Raw genomic sequence first — 14,875 nt, forward strand, 5'->3', positions numbered from 1 at the left:
ACGACGCCATCGAAGCAATCGGCGCTACGCGAGCATGATATCGGGACGAGGGAGGCCGAATGCGCGCCATACTCGGCGTTTCGCCATGCAGACCGCCCGTTCCGGCGGTCGGGTGTATTAGTGTGGAGCTGTGACTCAACGAAGCAAACTGATGTTGGCGGCCCTCGCCTCGGCTGCGGTCCCCGGCATCGCCGTGGCCGGCGCGCGCGACAGCGAGCATGACAATGCGACCGATACGGGGATGGGCATCGACCAGGCGGTGGTCCAGGACGCGACCGGCAGGGTCTATGACGTATACGCCTCCGACACCGAGGCGGGCAAGCGCCGGCTGGCCGGCCGCGTGCGTGCGGCGAGGACGCTGGCCGAAGCCAGGGAGCCCGGCGGGCTGGGCTTCTCGATGGACCACGTGCTGGCCTTCGAGGACGGTGGGAACCCAAGGGGCGCCACCGCCGGTACGGCGGTGATGGTGGCGACCCATCACGAAGGGCGTTCGCGTTCGCTGAACCTCCTCACCCATGACGACTGCGCCAGCGTGGGCACGGCCATCGGTGCGATTCACCGTTTGCGTGCGGGTTTCCTCAAGGAGCAGGGCTACCCGGTCTTCACCACGGGGCAGATCCGGGCGCAGCTCACGGCGTGGATCGCCCGTCTGCGCCAGGCGGGGCACATCCCCCCGTCCATCACGGCCAACTGGTCGCGCATCATCGACACCGCCGGCCTCTGGTCGTTCTCGACCTGCATGGTGCACGGCGGCTTCCATGAGGGCGACTTCCTCTTCTCCGGCTCAACCATCACGGCGGTCACCAATTGGCAGGACATGCAGATCAACGATCCGGCGCGCGACCTCGCCTGGACGTTCGCCAAACTCGACGACGAGCACCGCAATGCCCTGATCACGGCCTACGGCCGCATGATGGGTTCGCGGCTGGACGACCTCATCATGCTGCGTGCCAACCTGTGGCTGCAGATGGAGCAGGTCGGCGAATTCATCCAGGCGCTCGGCGCCGCGGACAACGCGAAGATCATGCAGTTCAAGGCACAGGTGGAGCGGCTCGCCCACCAGCTCGCCGTGGTCACCCAGAAGACACGGGATGCGCAAAGCGTCGGAACCCAGGCCAACCGAGGCCGTGATTCACGTCCGCCGTCGACTATCACCGTCGGCACGCTGCTGGACGATTCGCAACGCCGGCGAGCCGAGCAGCACGCCCAGCGCGAGGCGCAACGTGAACGCGAGAACGAACGCCCCTCGGGCGCGGCACGCCCTTCGGCCAACGTCGTATCCGATGAGACGGGTGAGACGGACCGCACTGGTTCGGCCCAGATTTCGGCGTCACGCCAAGTCTCCGATCCCACGGGTGAGACGATCGTGCAGCTCCCATCCCATCCGCAGGCTCATCCCCGGAACGATTCCGGGGCCAATCAGCGGCATGATGCCCCGTCCGACCCCTTGTCCGACGCCACCGGTGAATCCGTGGTGGCCGCCGAGGCCGACGAGACCGGGGAATCACGGGTCGCCGCCACGGGAACGACGTCGGGACGGCAAGCAGGAGAAAACGCCTCCCCTACCCATGAGCCCCCGAAGCAAGCCCCCGAAGCAAGTTCGGAGACCGTCGTCATACCGCTGTTGGAACGTGAGGAGCGCGCCCTGCGCGACGCGCGCGAAGGGCTCGACATCACCCCCACCGGTATGGGTCGTGTCACCGAAGCCGATCACACCACAGACGGCACGCCGAAAGCATAACGGTGGTGCCCGCCGCTTCAGGCGGGCACAATGGAGCGGTAGACCATACCGAAACACATATCGCACAGAACCGAGTACAGGAGCAAGCATGGATATCGAACTGGGCATCCGCAACGTGGCACGACCGGTGAATTTCAGCACCGATGACAGCGCCGACAAGGTCAGCCAGGTCATCGCGGACGCGGTGGCGAACGGCACGATGATCGACCTGACGGACTCCAAGGGCCGTCGCATCCTGGTCCCCGGCACGGCCTTGGGCTACGCGACCATCGGTTCCGAGACACGGCACGCCGTGGGCTTCGGCGCCCTGTGATCTGACACCGACCCGCTCCCCCGGAAACCGGGAACCTCACGACGCCCATGGCGACCCTCATCGGTCACCGTGGGCGTCCGCCGTATTGCGGACCGTATTCGACGGCGATCAGGCCCATACCCGGACCACATGCTGGCCGAATACCGATTGAAACCGACCAGATTCAGCGGCCCGGATTCAGCGGACCCCAACCAATCCGATGGAACCGCGTCTCACGATCTCGTCGACGACACATGATTCGGTGAGGTTCTCTCCGAGCCTGTTCGGCTTGCCCGCCCCATGCCAATCGGAACCCCCGGTGACCAGCAGGCCTTGGCGCCGTGCCAGATCAAGCAGCCGAAGCCGCTGATCCTCGGGATTGCCCCGATGCCACACCTCCAGACCATCCAGTCCATCCTCGACCAATGCGGCGATCTGATCGTCGCTGAGCAGCACCCGGTTGCGACTGGGATCCGCCGGGTGCGCGATGACACTCACCCCTCCCGCCTCGCGCACCGCCTCGACGACCTCTAAGGCCGAGGGCGACGGCGTCGGTATGTAATACGGGCTGCGCGCACTGACCGCCCCCGCGAACGCCTCGGATCGCGTGCGATACGCCCCCACGCCCACCAGGGCATCGGCGATATGCGGTCGACCGACCGTGGTCAGCCCACCTTCCCTGATCTGGCCGAGCACCAGCTCCCAGTTGATCGGGTAGTCTCGTGACAGCCGCCGCACCATCTCCTTGGCCCTCACCAGCCGCTCTTCGCGGGTTTTGGCGAACATGCGCCTGATATGCGCGCTGCCGGGGTCGTACTGGTAGGCCAGCATGTGCACAGAGACCCGTCCGAATTGCGCGGTGACCTCCGTACCACGCAGCAACGGCAGGCCCTCTGGCCGGGCCGCCCGTTCGGCCGGCACCCAGCCGCTCGAGGTGTCGTGATCGGTGATCGCCACGCCTTCCAGCCCCGCATCCACGGCCCGGCGCACCATGGTCGCCGGCGTCTCCGTGCCATCGGAAAACGCGGTGTGGCAGTGCAGGTCCCATCCCGTCCGCGGGGGTTCGTCATGCCATGCGACGGCGTTCCTAGAAAGAGTCATAGAACCATCGTAAGCTGATATCGACGCGGCCGGTGACGCCCGACCCCTATGAGATCATTCACCGCACAAAGGACCAGGCATGGAACATCTTCCCTCGGATCACAACGACGCCCGACCGTCGACATCGGGCACGAATCTGCCAGGCACCCATGACCTCCTGCGAGGCGCCGTGCCCGCCCCGCGGCCGATCTTCCGCATCACGCCGCTCCTGCCGGGGCGCCGCCATGGCAGCGTATGGACCTACGCGGTCATGGCCGGGTGTTCCGCCATCGCCCTGCTGGTCTCCTTCATCCTCTCGGCGGAGACGCTCCACCTCGCCCGGCACCCCAACCAGCTGCTCAGCTGCGATATCAACGGCGTCGTGTCGTGTTCGACGGTGGCGCAATCCTGGCAGTCGGAAATCGTCAAATTCGGCACGTTGAGCTACCCGAACGCCTTCTTCGGCATCGCGGCGGAAAGCGTCTTCGTGACCATCGCCATCATCGGTCTGCTGCAGATCCGCGTGCCCCGGTGGTTCGCCGCCTGCACCTGGGGCGGCGGCCTGCTCGCGCTGCTCTACGCCTACTGGCTCTTCGCCCAGTCGCTGTTCGTCATTCGGGCGTTGTGCCCTTGGTGCCTGGTGCTCATGTTCGCCACGACCATCCAGTTCATGGTGCTGTCGCACGCGTCGGTGACCGTGCAGGGACTCGGGCTGCGCCGCGGTGCGCTGAGCTACTACCGGCTCCACTACGACCTGATGGTCGACGTCGTGTGGGTGGCGGCGTTGATCGCGCTCATCCTGATCAAGGACGGCGCGGCTATTTTCTAGCGCGGCTCCAACGCCATGCTTCCGGTGATGTGCGCGGGGCCGGTGAGCCATACCCGCGACGTTCGTTCGTCCACGTCGACCTGCAGCAGGCCTCCGGGCACGGTGATCCGCCAATGCCGCACCCCGGTCAGCGCCTGAAGCGTGATCGCCGTGGCGCACAGCCCCGTGCCGCAGGAAAGCGTCTCCCCCACGCCGCGTTCGTGCACACGCATGGTCGCGGCACCGCGATCCTCCTCGGTCGAATACTCGCTGATCCTCACGAATTCGACGTTCTTCCCGTGCGGCAGGGCGGGTTCGACGACCGGTTTGCGGGACAGATCCAACGCAGGAACGTCGGGCAGCGTCGTGTCGCGCAACAACGCCCGCAGGGTGTTCCCACGCTCGTCGTCGGAGCCAATCTCGCCGTGTCCATCCGGAATCTTCCGATCGTCGCCGACCACGACCACGATATGCGGATTGCCCATGTCGACATAGGTGCCGGGACCCATCCCCATCACCTCAGGGATGGTCACCCGGTGCCCGCCCAGATCGCCGCGCAGGAACGTCCCCATGTCGACGGTGAACACGTCGTCGCCCAATTCGGGGTGGTCGGTGTTCGGTCTGATGATCTTCACTCCCCCACGGGTGCCCAGACGCAACGTGCCGTCCGCATCGGTCAGGCCGAGCCGACGCGCCATGAACGTGATGGCCCGCGTGCCGTTGCCGCACATCTCGGCGAGCGAGCCGTCGGCGTTGCGGTAATCCATGAACCATGTGGCGCCCCCCCGCGCGCACTCCTTGCGCTGCTCAGCGCTCAGATCGGAGACGTACCGGGGTTCGGTCAGGCGCAGCAGACCGTCGGCGCCGACACCGAAATGCCGGTCGCACAGCCAGCGCGTCTCCTCATCGGTGGGTTGCCACACCCCCTCGGGATCGTGATACATGACGAAATCATTGCCGGTCGCCTGGGCCTTGAACACGGTGCTGGGAATTGCCATGCCCCTCAGCCTACCCGTACTCGCCCCCGCCGCCCTGCCGCACCCGCTTCGCTCACGGACGTGCGGGCGTCATCGGTCGCCGGGCTTGGCGACCTGCCTGCTGCCCACTGCCACTCACGGGACCACGGTCGGCATACGGCCCGCGGAGTAGAATCGGTGTCTTGGCCATGACGGCATGGTCGGCATTCCCGGGTCCATGGGCCCGCTGACGGCATAGGAGGTTCGGCAGATGACTTCAGACGCGCCCATCGGCGTCTTCGATTCCGGTGTGGGCGGCATATCCGTCATCCGGCAACTGCGGCACGACATGCCCTCCGAGCGGTTCCTCTTCTTCGGCGATTCGGCCAATGCACCCTACGGCGAGAAGACTCCGGAACGGGTGTGCGAGCTGTCGTTCGCCATCGTCGAACGACTCAGGGAACGCGGCGTCAAGGCCGTGGTCATCGCCTGCAACACCGCCACCTCGGCGGCCGCCAAGCAGTTGCGCGAGCATTACGACATGCCCATCATCGGCATGGAGCCGGCGCTCAAGGTCGCCTGCGACCGTGGGCACGGCACCCCGCAACGCGTCATCGTGGCGGCGACGCCGCTGACGTTGCATGAACACAAATTCGCCGCCCTGGTCGACCGGTTCAAGGCCGAACACACCATCCACGCCCAACCCTGCCCCGATCTGGTCACACTGCTCGAACACGGCCGCTTGGGCGATCACGAGGCCGTGATGGCCACCCTGCACGGCTACTTCGATCGGTACGATCTCGATGACATCGACTCGGTCGTCCTCGGTTGCACCCATTTCATCTTCTTCCGGGACTACTTCCGCGAACTGTTGCCCGACCGCATCGCCATCGTCGACGGCAATCCCGGCACCTCGCACCATCTGCGCGAGGTCCTCGCCGAACGCGACGCCCTGGCCCACGCCGACGTCACCGGTGGGGTCGAACTGAGCAACTCCGACACCAGCATGCGCATGACCACGCTCGCACGGTCCCTGCTCGATCGCTGACGCAACGACCGCCGCACGCCCCGTTCTTCGCCCTGGCTGCGTATGCTCGGGGGTGACATTCGAGGAAAGGATCTGCCATGGGCAAGACTGCGCTGATCGATGTGGGTGGAGGATTCCGGGCCATTTTCGGCGCCGGCGTCATGGACCGTTGCCTCGAGCTCGGCATCGACTTCGACCATTGTTACGGGGTCTCGGCGGGCAGTGCCAACATGACGTCCTTCATCGCACGCCAGCACGGGCGGAACCACAAGTTCTACACGGAATACGCGTTCCGCCGCGAATACGCGAGCGCGACGAACTTCATCAAGGACCGCAACTTCGTGCACCTCGATTACGTGTACGGCGACCTGTCGAACCACGACGGCGAATACCCGCTGGACTTCGACGCGTTCGAGCGCAACCCCACCGGATTCACCGTGGTGGCGTGTGACGCGGAAGACGGCTCGACCAGATATTTCGAGAAATCCGACTTCGGGTTTGACAGCTTCGATCCGGTCAAAGCGTCGAGCTCCGTGCCCGTCGCCTGCCGGCCCTACGTCATCGACGGCGTGCCCTATTACGACGGTGGCATCAGCGACCCGGTGCCGGTGCAGAAGGCCGTGGATGACGGCTGCGACCGCATTGTGCTCGTCCTCACCCGGCTCAAGGACGTACTGCGTGAGCAGAAGCCCGATCTCGGCCCTTCGCGCATCCTGCGCCGCAGCTATCCCGCCGCCGCGGAACGCTTGCTGGAACGCTACCGGACCTACAACGACGAGGTCGCCCTCGCCAAGCGCTACGAGGACGAGGGACGGGTGCTGATCCTGGCCCCCGATGACCTATACGGCCTATCGACCCTGAACAAGAGTTTCGAAGGCCTCGAACGCATGTACCGCAAGGGGTACGCGGAGGCCGGGCGCATCCGCCGCTTCCTCGACTGATCGGTAGGGGGCAGGCTGCGGGGCACCCGCATCGATGCCTCCGCCACTGTCGTTTGGTGCCGATTCGGCCGAATACGGCTCCCCTACCGCGGCTTGACCGTGGTTGTCTTCTCATCGCCCGACGTGGAGGCGGTGAGCATCGCGGCGGTGATCTGGTTGTACATGTCCTGGTACCCGGAGGGCGTCGAGGCCGGCAGCACGACGGTCTTGGCGTTGTTGGACTCGCTCAGGGAGCGCAGCACGTCGAGGTACTGGTTGAACAACACCACGTTGTTGACGTCGACGATGCTCATGCCGACCGCCTGCAAGCTCTTGATCTGGTCGACGATGCCGTTGGCGATCTCGCGCCGGTAGTTCGCCTGTCCCTCACCCTGCAGCCGTGTCTTCTCGGCCTCCGCGGCGGCCTGCGTCTCGATCTGGATGCGCAGCGCCTCAGCACGCTGCCGGGTCGCCTCCTTCTCGCGCTGGGCCGCGTTGATGGAATCCATGGCACTCTTGACCTGGCCGCTGGGGTCGATGGCCGTGATCAGCGTCTTGACGACGGTGAAGCCGAAGCGCGCCATCTCGATGCCGACGGTCTTCTGCACATCGGCGGCCACGTCGTCCTTGCGCGCGAACGCGTCGTCGAGGGTCAGCGCGGGGATGGCGGAACGCAGCGCGTCCTCCATGTAGGAACGCAGCTGGCCAGCAGGGTCGCGCAGCTCGTAGTAGGCCGTCGCGACGTTCTCCGGGTTCACGCGGAACTGCGTGGAGGCGACGACGGTGACGAAGACGTTGTCGAGCGTCTTGGTCTCAAGCTTGACGTTGAGCTGGTTGACGCGCATGTTCGTCTTCATGGCGATGCGGTCGACGACGGGGATCTTCATATGGATGCCCGCGAACTGTACCTTGTGCAGTTTGCCGAACCGCTCGATGATGTAGGCCTGCTGCTGCGGCACGATGTACAGCGACAGGATGAGGATCACGATGATGACCGCCAGAACGATCAAGAGGAAGAATAATGCACCACTCACGATATGCTCCTTACGACGACGCCGGCACCCGTCTGGGGCCGGAAAATGGTGGCCCCATCCTACCAGCCCGGGCTGCGTATGCGTCAGGTGAAGAGCATGAATCCCATGAGCGTGGCCAACACGCTGAGTACCAACATGCCGCCCGTATGTACCAGCGCCTCCAATGGCTTGCCGGCGCGGATGAGCCGCACACCCTCGACGCTGGCGGTGCTGAAGGTGGAATAGCCGCCCAGGAAGCCGGTGCCCACGATCAGACGGAACTGTTCGGATCCGATATTCGAGGCCACCCAGCCCGCGACCATGCCCATGAGCAGGCAGGCGGTCAGGTTCACGACCAAGGTGCCCAACGGAAAGGAGAGACGGTTGCGTCTGTTGACCCACGCATCGACCAGGAACCGGCAGACCGCGCCGAGGCCTCCGCATAGCGCTGCGATGACGATCATCGGTCATCACCCCTGCGAGCATCGGTGTCGGTTCGTTCGGTGCCGCCCGCGATCGCCCCGCGACGGGTCGCCAGCCGGGAACCCGCCCACACACCGAGGCCCGCGCACACGAGACCGACCAGCACGCTGGAGACGAGATAGGCCATGCCCAGCAGGAACTCGTGGTGCGTCAGCCGCGTATCGCTTTCGAGGATGAACGTGCTGTAGGTCGTGTAGCCGCCGATAACGCCGGTGCCGAGACCGAGTCGCCACAACTTGTGCGAGCCCACGTCCTCACCGGTCTGCGCGAAGTATTCGAGCAGGCAGCCGAGTATGAACGCACCCGTGAGGTTGATGAGCATCGTCATCCACGGCCAGGCCACCGCCGAGGGCTGGAGCGTGCCAAGCGTGATGCGCACGCCGGACCCCAAGCAGCCCCCGACGAATACCGCGAGACAGGACCACACGGTCATATGTCGTATCGCATCATGGTCATGCACGCGTGTCATCCGCGCGCCTCCTTACTTGTTGCGGTCTTCGGCAGAGCCGTTCCGTTCCGCACACCGCCGTTGTCCACATCACCGGCCGTCACACCGCCTGTTCGCACACCACTTGTTGGCACATCGTCGGGTTCTTCGGCGCCGGGCGCCTCCACGCCGCCGGCCTTCGTGTCGTCTGCGCTGAATCCGGCGCCCGTGTGATGCGAAGCATAGCGTGCATCACGAAGCGGGATGACCACGACGGGAACCGATTGCGTGTGTTCGAGTCGCACGGAGATCGAACCACGGACCCATTCATTGACGGCCGCGGCCGGACCGCGTTCGCGCGTACCCACGACGATTGCGGCGGCGCCAAGCTTACGGGCCTCCGCGGCGAGCCGATCGGCAGGGTCCCCGCTCACACGCGCGTAGGTGGCATGGACGCCGTGCGACTGAATCAACCCCGTCATGCGACGTTTGAATTCGCCGGCCTCGCCATGCTCGCCGTCAGCCTCTCCGCCATCGTCAGCAACATCTTCAGAGACGTCGCCGGCGACGTACAGGAAGGAGATGCGGTGCACCAGACCCGCCTCGGCCCACCGCAACACCAGATTGACCACACGGTCCGGCTGCCGGGGTGTCACACCGACGACGACTGTACAGGCGTCATACCCACGCCCCGTCGCATCGAGATCCTGCAACATGCGGGACCTGTCCACGGCAGAGGAATCGGCGTCGTGGGAACCGGCTTCAGTACCAACCCGTGTGTCGTCAGGAAGCCCTGTGATTGGAATATCGGATATCGTCATACGCGCTCCTCCCGCAATATGCCCATGGCGACGCGTGGTCACAATCGATGACAGATTGAGTAGGAACCATCAGCGTTATGCGGTTTGGACACGAAGTCCGGGCGGGATCCATCACCACTGGCTGCCAGCTTACCACCGGTCGGTGTCACCATCCAGTGTCACGGGCGGCGCGCCGGCCACGCACCGCACAGTCAGTTGTGGATACTCGGCGCGCCACGTAATACGCCACTCGTTGCGCCACGCCACGCGCCGAAGCGCCCGATACACTACTCGGTGCGCAACGCCGTGGCAGGATCCTGCTTCGCGGCCTTCCTCGACGGGATGAGCCCGCCGATCAGCGTGAGCACGATGCTGAGCACCACGAGGATGACACCGGCCGAAAGCGGCAGCGCCGCATTGACCTGATCGGTTCCCATCGCATGATGCAGGATCGCATTGCCGGGCACGATCAGAATCAACGTGATGCCGACGCCCAGGATGCCCGCAAGCAGACCGATGATGCCGGTCTCCGCGTTGAATACCTGCGAGACGTTGCGCTTCGAGGCGCCCATGGCGCGCAGGATGCCGATCTCCTTGGTGCGCTCGAGCACGGAGATGTACGTGATGATGCCGATCATGATCGACGACACGACGAGCGAGACGCCGACGAAGGCGATGAGGACATAAGTGATGACGTTGATGATGGTCGTCACGGAGTTCATCATGAGCCCCACGTAATCGGTGTACGTGATCTTGTCGTCCTTCGCGGCCTTGGCGTTGTAATGGTCGATCGAATCGGAGATTCCGTTCTTCGCCTCGAAGCTGTCCGCGTAGATCTTGATCGAGCTGGGGGCGTCGCGGCTCAGGACGCCGAAGGTGGAAAGGTTGTCCTGGTAGCTGCTGGTGGGCACGATCTTGCTGTACAGCCCGACCAGATCCGCCTGCGGGGCGGTGGCGATGTACGCGTCGTACCGCTCGGCGAGCTGCTGCTCGCTCATCTCGCCGAGCGCCGCCGCGCCGTTCCCAGCGGCCCCCTGTTCGGCGTTCTGCTGCGCCAACGCACCCGGCTCCATGGTCGACGCACCCGGAGTCGTCGCCCCCTGCTGACCGGTGGCACCCTGGGACGCCGCGCCACCGTTCTGGTTGGCGTCCGCCTGGGCCATCTGGCTCTTGGCCATATCGGCCTTCTGGCTCACCCCGAGCGAGGCGACGTACGCCTTAGCGTCGGCGGCCTTGGCGGCATCGTCGGCGGGGTTGAACGTGAGGCCGTTGAGGATGTTGTGCGCCTCATCGGCCTTCTGCGCGGTCACGACCGGGCTGTCGTTCGCTTGGTCGATGAGGTAGTTGGTGAGCGCGGCGGTGTAGCCGACACCGGCCTGCAACGGCGTGGCTTTGGCGCCATCGACGGGCTTGATCACGCCGACGATCTGCAGCGGCACCGCGTCATCCATGAGTTTGCTGATTTCGGAGGCGTCGTCGCCGACGTAGCGGAATCGTCCGTCGTCGCCCTTCACGTATTCATGCGACGCGGGCAGCAGCTTGAGCGGCTGGTCCATGGCCTTCGCGTAGTCGATCTTGCCGATCTTGGGGTCCACGGCCTTGCCGGCATTGACCTCGGCCATCATGGCGGTGTAGTCGCTGGCCGGCAGCATGCCGAGCTCGTAGAGCGTCGTGAGCGGTATGGCATTGTTGCCGTCGAGCACGAGCACAACCTGGTTGCGGTTCTTCGCCCAGGTGCCGTGCACGACACGATAGTTGTCGGTGATCACCTTGCTGACCGTCTCGGATCCCTTGCCCGCCATGATCTCGTGGAAGGCCTCGGGCGAGGTGTTGCCCTGGCTCTTGCCGGTCAGAGTCGCCATCTGGGTGGACTGCATGGCCGAGAAGTCACCGGTCTGTGCGCCGTTCATGCCGGCGATCTTGTTGGCCACCGAGGTGCCGGAGTCCCCCACGCTCACGCCATCCGCATTGACCAGCGCGCCGGTGGGGTCGTGGCTGAACACGGAGAAGCGCGCGTCGTAGGAGTACTGCACCCCCGCCTTGCCGATGTACTGCCGCACCTCGCTCTTGGGATTGTCGAGATAACGCTTGAACGCCGTGAGGTTGTTCGTCGCGATGCTGCTCGTCAGGCCCGAGGCGCGCTTGATGCTGCTGGTATCGGGGTATATCGCGTGACGCTTGTTGGACGTCTTGGCCTGATCTTCGGCGTTGCGCTGGCCGGATTCGATCATCTTCGACAGATCCCATGCCTGCTGGTCGATGGTCAGCGGGTAGGCGGTCATGGTGTCGCGCTGGATGTTGGCGATGTAGGTGTTCACGCCGTTCGACACGGACATGATGAGCGCGATGCCGATGATGCCAATCGATCCGGCGAAAGAGGTCAGGAAGGTGCGCGCCTTCTTGGTGCGCAGGTTGTTGAAGCTCAGCGCCAGGGAGGTGGCGAACGACATGGAGGCTCGGCCGAGGTTGCGGTGGACCGCCGGGGCGTGCGCGGTCTCGTCGACCTCGTAGGGGTCGGTGTCGTCGCGGATCGTGCCATCGCGCAGCGAGACCACACGCGTGGCGTATTCACGCGCCAGTTCGGGGTTGTGCGTGACCATCACGACGAGCCGGTCCTTGGCGACATCGCGCAGCAGGTCCATGATCTGGACGGACGTGTCCGAATCCAAGGCACCGGTCGGCTCGTCGGCGAGCACGATGTCGGGGTCGTTGACCAGGGCGCGGGCGATGGCCACGCGCTGCATCTGGCCGCCGGAGAGCTGGTTGGGCTTCTTGTTGATGTGATCGCCGAGACCGACTTTCACCAGCGCCTCACGCGCCTTCTCGCGGCGCTGCGCACGTGAGACGCCGGAGATGGTGAGTGCGAGCTCGACGTTCGAAAGGATCGTCTGGTGGCCGATGAGGTTGTAGCTCTGGAACACGAAACCGATGGTGTGGTTGCGGTAGGAATCCCAGTCGCGGTCCTTGTACTGCTTCGTGGAGGTGCCGTTGATCACCAAATCGCCGCTGTCGTAGCGGTCGAGGCCGCCGACGATGTTGAGCAGGGTCGTCTTGCCCGAACCGGAGGGGCCGAGGATCGCGACGAACTCGCTGTCGCGCAAGTTGAGCGAAACATGGTCGAGGGCCTGCTGCACGAACCCGCCGGTGTCGTATTGTTTGGAGATTTCCTTGATCTGAAGCACGAGGCGCCTTCCCATGATGTGGTCGACGATCCAATCGACGGTAAGCAACCCTACCGTATGGTTATGATTCGCTGTCGATAAAACCGTCCATGGCCCATGGTGAGGATAATGGTGACTGTGGCGATGACGAATGGCCGGCGGGCGACGACGACAGCCGCCGACGACCCCGGACACGACCGACATCCAACGATCAACGAAGAACATACGACACGGGAGCACCCATGACCCTGAGCGACACCTACACACCCGACCCATCACGCTACGAGACGATGCCCTACCGCCACGTGGGCCGCAGCGGCCTGAAGCTGCCCGCCATATCGTTGGGGTCCTGGCACAACTTTGGGGACACCGGCGACTTCGACACCATGCGGCGCATGTGCCGCACCGCCTTCGACCACGGCATCACGCATTTCGACCTCGCCAACGTCTACGGCCCCGAGGTGGGCAGCGCGGAACGCAACACCGGCCGGATACTGCGCGAGGACTTCGCCGGGCACCGCGACGAGCTGGCGATCAGCACCAAGGCCGGCTTCGAGATGGGCGTCGGCCCATACGACAATTGGGGCGGACGCAAGCACCTCCTCTCAAGCCTCGACCAGAGCCTGCAGCGCCTGGGACTCGAGTACGTCGACGTCTTCTACCACCACCGCCCCGATCCGCACACCCCGCTCGAGGAGACCATGGGCGCACTCGCCCACATGGTCGAACGCGGCAAGGCGCTGTACGTGGGCCTATCGAACTACGACGGCCCCACCCTGCGCCGAGCGTCGGCGATCCTCGACGAACTGCACACCCCGTTCGTCATCAACCAGAACCGCTACAACATCCTCGACCGGCATATCGAACACGACGGGCTCAAGGATGCGGCAACCGATCTGGGCAAGGGACTGATCACCTACTCCCCCTTGGCGCAGGGCCTGCTCACCGATCGCTACCTCAACGGCATCCCCCAAGACTCCCGGGTGGCGCACGACGGCCGGTTCCTGCATGAGGACGACGTGCGTCGCGTGCACGAGACGGTCGTGCAGCTCAATGCTCTGGCCTCGGAGCGCGGCCAGAGCCTGGCCGAGATGTCGCTGGCCTGGCTGCTGCGCGACCCGGCCGTCACCAGCGTGCTGGTCGGCGCCTCACGCCCCGAACAGATTCTCGACGACCTGGGCGCCCTGAACAATATGACGTTCTCCGATGACGAGCTCGGGCGGATCGAAACCGCGGTGGGCACGCAGTCGGTCTGACGTCAGGCGCACCGCACCCGGCGTTCGGCGATGAACGCGGCACAGTACAGAATCACCTGCGCCATGAGGTTGAACCAGAGCAACACGCCGACGACGGCCGCGAACGGCGCAAGCAGCGGATTCCTGGCGGCGCCTCCGAGCAACCGCGCGCCAAGGAGCTGGAGTACGGAGAAGGCGAGTGCCGCGAGCATCGCCCCCTCCATGGTCGCGCGGCCGCGGCGGATATGGGCCACGACGCGCAACAGGATGAGCAGTAGCGCGACGTTGAACAGGAACCCGACGAGGAAGCCCGCGATATCGACGAGTGCGGAGGTCGCCGGCGACCCCGCGGGCACCCCCGTCGCCCGCAACACCATGCGCATCACTCCGCCCGACACCGCGCCCGCCGTGGTCGACAGCATGAGCAGCACGACGACCGCCACCACGGCGAGCACATCGCGCAGTTTGGCCCGGACGGCGTCGGTCTGATCGGTGTCGTCGTCGAACATCGTCTGAACCCCGGCGCGCAACGAATCCATCCACCCGATGACGCTCCACAGGAAGGATACGAGCGTCACGACGCCCGTCCATGTGAGCGTGCCCGATATCCGGTTCAATGCACCGCTCTGCCCGACCGTGTGGGCGATGCCGGGGACCAGACCTTCCAACGACTCCAACAACGCGCGCTGGATGCCCACATTGCCGGCCACGACGAGTCCAGCGATACTGAGGACGGTCCAGAGCCCGGCGAAGAAGGCGAAGAGCAGCCCGTAGGCCAGTCCGTTCGCCAACAGCCCGCCGTGCCGCGAGGAGTAGCGACCGAGCACCGACCCGGGCAGGGACCGCTTCCAGCGTTCGATGGCCGCGGCGATGATTCGGCGTAGACGTGTCATATCTCGACTATACCGGGCGGGTCAGCAGGACGCCCGGTC

At 65.1% G+C, this 14,875-nt stretch carries 14 protein-coding genes and 1 riboswitch; of the genes, 6 read left to right on the forward strand and 8 right to left on the reverse strand.

All coding sequences use genetic code 11. The features are described from left to right. Nucleotides 1-151 precede the first annotated feature (151 nt). Together BMON_RS06720 and BMON_RS06725 are read left to right on the forward strand one after the other, a co-directional pair. On the forward strand, nt 152-1,741 hold the full coding sequence (locus BMON_RS06720) for a phosphotransferase (RefSeq protein WP_081882966.1): 1,590 nt from the start codon (nt 152-154) through the stop codon (nt 1,739-1,741). A gap of 88 nt (nt 1,742-1,829) precedes the next feature. Continuing rightward, nucleotides 1,830-2,054: a DUF3107 domain-containing protein gene (locus BMON_RS06725; RefSeq protein WP_033513370.1), complete on the forward strand. Its 225-nt coding sequence runs from the start codon at nt 1,830-1,832 to the stop codon at nt 2,052-2,054. A 177-nt stretch (nt 2,055-2,231) separates the two neighbouring features. On the opposite strand, the gene BMON_RS06730 is transcribed toward BMON_RS06725, so the two are convergent. After that, complete coding sequence (locus BMON_RS06730; RefSeq protein ID WP_033513371.1) at nt 2,232-3,134, reverse strand: PHP domain-containing protein; 903 nt, start codon at nt 3,132-3,134, stop codon at nt 2,232-2,234. A 79-nt stretch (nt 3,135-3,213) separates the two neighbouring features. Here BMON_RS06730 and BMON_RS06735 point away from each other — a divergent pair, with 79 nt between their 5' ends. Next, nucleotides 3,214-3,942 (forward strand): vitamin K epoxide reductase family protein, encoded by a 729-nt coding sequence (locus BMON_RS06735; RefSeq protein WP_081882967.1) that lies wholly within the window; start codon nt 3,214-3,216, stop codon nt 3,940-3,942. Here the strand turns inward: BMON_RS06735 and dapF are convergent. Next, nucleotides 3,939-4,919: a diaminopimelate epimerase gene (gene dapF / locus BMON_RS06740; protein WP_033513373.1), complete on the reverse strand. Its 981-nt coding sequence runs from the start codon at nt 4,917-4,919 to the stop codon at nt 3,939-3,941. The two genes, BMON_RS06735 and dapF, sit on opposite strands and share 4 nt — an antisense overlap. Before the next feature lie 229 nt (nt 4,920-5,148). Here dapF and murI point away from each other — a divergent pair, with 229 nt between their 5' ends. Both murI and BMON_RS06750 read left to right on the forward strand, forming a co-directional pair. Then, entirely contained in the window at nt 5,149-5,925 is a 777-nt protein-coding gene (murI, locus tag BMON_RS06745) for a glutamate racemase (RefSeq protein WP_033513375.1), read from the forward strand. A 77-nt stretch (nt 5,926-6,002) separates the two neighbouring features. Continuing rightward, nucleotides 6,003-6,845 (forward strand): patatin-like phospholipase family protein, encoded by an 843-nt coding sequence (locus BMON_RS06750; protein WP_033513376.1) that lies wholly within the window; start codon nt 6,003-6,005, stop codon nt 6,843-6,845. A gap of 83 nt (nt 6,846-6,928) precedes the next feature. Here BMON_RS06750 and BMON_RS06755 read toward each other — a convergent pair whose 3' ends face one another. The 5 genes from BMON_RS06755 to BMON_RS06775 all read right to left on the reverse strand — a co-directional run bounded on the left by BMON_RS06755 (nt 6,929) and on the right by BMON_RS06775 (nt 12,729). Then, a complete protein-coding gene (locus tag BMON_RS06755) occupies nt 6,929-7,834 on the reverse strand; it encodes an SPFH domain-containing protein (RefSeq protein WP_420307779.1) in 906 nt (301 codons plus the stop codon). Nucleotides 7,835-7,941: 107 nt separating this feature from the next. Further along, nucleotides 7,942-8,301 carry a fluoride efflux transporter CrcB gene (gene crcB, locus BMON_RS06760; RefSeq protein WP_033513414.1) on the reverse strand — a complete coding sequence of 120 codons (360 nt, stop codon included), beginning with the start codon at nt 8,299-8,301 and terminating at the stop codon, nt 7,942-7,944. Next, the gene (locus tag BMON_RS06765) at nt 8,298-8,789 is read right to left on the reverse strand and encodes a fluoride efflux transporter FluC (protein WP_051917980.1); all 492 of its coding nucleotides are present in this window, start codon (nt 8,787-8,789) and stop codon (nt 8,298-8,300) included. Before BMON_RS06765 ends, crcB begins: the two co-directional genes overlap by 4 nt. Continuing rightward, entirely contained in the window at nt 8,786-9,568 is a 783-nt protein-coding gene (locus tag BMON_RS09305) for a universal stress protein (RefSeq protein WP_081882968.1), read from the reverse strand. The genes BMON_RS06765 and BMON_RS09305 overlap by 4 nt, the downstream gene beginning before the upstream one ends. Before the next feature lie 53 nt (nt 9,569-9,621). Next, nucleotides 9,622-9,693, reverse strand: a riboswitch (Fluoride riboswitch). Nucleotides 9,694-9,834: 141 nt separating this feature from the next. Continuing rightward, complete coding sequence (locus tag BMON_RS06775) at nt 9,835-12,729, reverse strand: ABC transporter ATP-binding protein/permease (protein ID WP_033513419.1); 2,895 nt, start codon at nt 12,727-12,729, stop codon at nt 9,835-9,837. Between the two features lie 221 nt (nt 12,730-12,950). On the opposite strand from BMON_RS06775, the gene BMON_RS06780 reads away from it, so the two are divergent. After that, nucleotides 12,951-13,964, forward strand: coding sequence for an aldo/keto reductase (locus BMON_RS06780; protein WP_033513378.1), 1,014 nt, complete (start codon nt 12,951-12,953; stop codon nt 13,962-13,964). Nucleotides 13,965-13,966: 2 nt separating this feature from the next. On the opposite strand, the gene BMON_RS06785 is transcribed toward BMON_RS06780, so the two are convergent. Continuing rightward, on the reverse strand, nt 13,967-14,836 hold the full coding sequence (locus BMON_RS06785) for a YihY/virulence factor BrkB family protein (protein WP_081882969.1): 870 nt from the start codon (nt 14,834-14,836) through the stop codon (nt 13,967-13,969). Nucleotides 14,837-14,875 lie beyond the last annotated feature (39 nt).

This window comes from Bifidobacterium mongoliense DSM 21395 (assembly GCF_000741285.1).
GTDB classification, from domain to species: domain Bacteria; phylum Actinomycetota; class Actinomycetes; order Actinomycetales; family Bifidobacteriaceae; genus Bifidobacterium; species Bifidobacterium mongoliense.

Bases quoted from the DNA above. Each gene is read 5' to 3' on its own strand.
- BMON_RS06720 (WP_081882966.1), top strand. From the start codon at position 152: ATGTTGGCGGCCCTCGCCTCGGCTGCGGTCCCCGGCATCGCCGTGGCC.
- BMON_RS06725 (WP_033513370.1), top strand. From the start codon at position 1,830: ATGGATATCGAACTGGGCATCCGCAACGTGGCACGACCGGTGAATTTC.
- BMON_RS06730 (WP_033513371.1), bottom strand. From the start codon at position 3,134: ATGACTCTTTCTAGGAACGCCGTCGCATGGCATGACGAACCCCCGCGG.
- BMON_RS06735 (WP_081882967.1), top strand. From the start codon at position 3,214: ATGGAACATCTTCCCTCGGATCACAACGACGCCCGACCGTCGACATCG.
- dapF (WP_033513373.1), bottom strand. From the start codon at position 4,919: ATGGCAATTCCCAGCACCGTGTTCAAGGCCCAGGCGACCGGCAATGAT.
- murI (WP_033513375.1), top strand. From the start codon at position 5,149: ATGACTTCAGACGCGCCCATCGGCGTCTTCGATTCCGGTGTGGGCGGC.
- BMON_RS06750 (WP_033513376.1), top strand. From the start codon at position 6,003: ATGGGCAAGACTGCGCTGATCGATGTGGGTGGAGGATTCCGGGCCATT.
- crcB (WP_033513414.1), bottom strand. From the start codon at position 8,301: ATGATCGTCATCGCAGCGCTATGCGGAGGCCTCGGCGCGGTCTGCCGG.
- BMON_RS06765 (WP_051917980.1), bottom strand. From the start codon at position 8,789: ATGACACGCGTGCATGACCATGATGCGATACGACATATGACCGTGTGG.
- BMON_RS09305 (WP_081882968.1), bottom strand. From the start codon at position 9,568: ATGACGATATCCGATATTCCAATCACAGGGCTTCCTGACGACACACGG.
- BMON_RS06780 (WP_033513378.1), top strand. From the start codon at position 12,951: ATGACCCTGAGCGACACCTACACACCCGACCCATCACGCTACGAGACG.
- BMON_RS06785 (WP_081882969.1), bottom strand. From the start codon at position 14,836: ATGACACGTCTACGCCGAATCATCGCCGCGGCCATCGAACGCTGGAAG.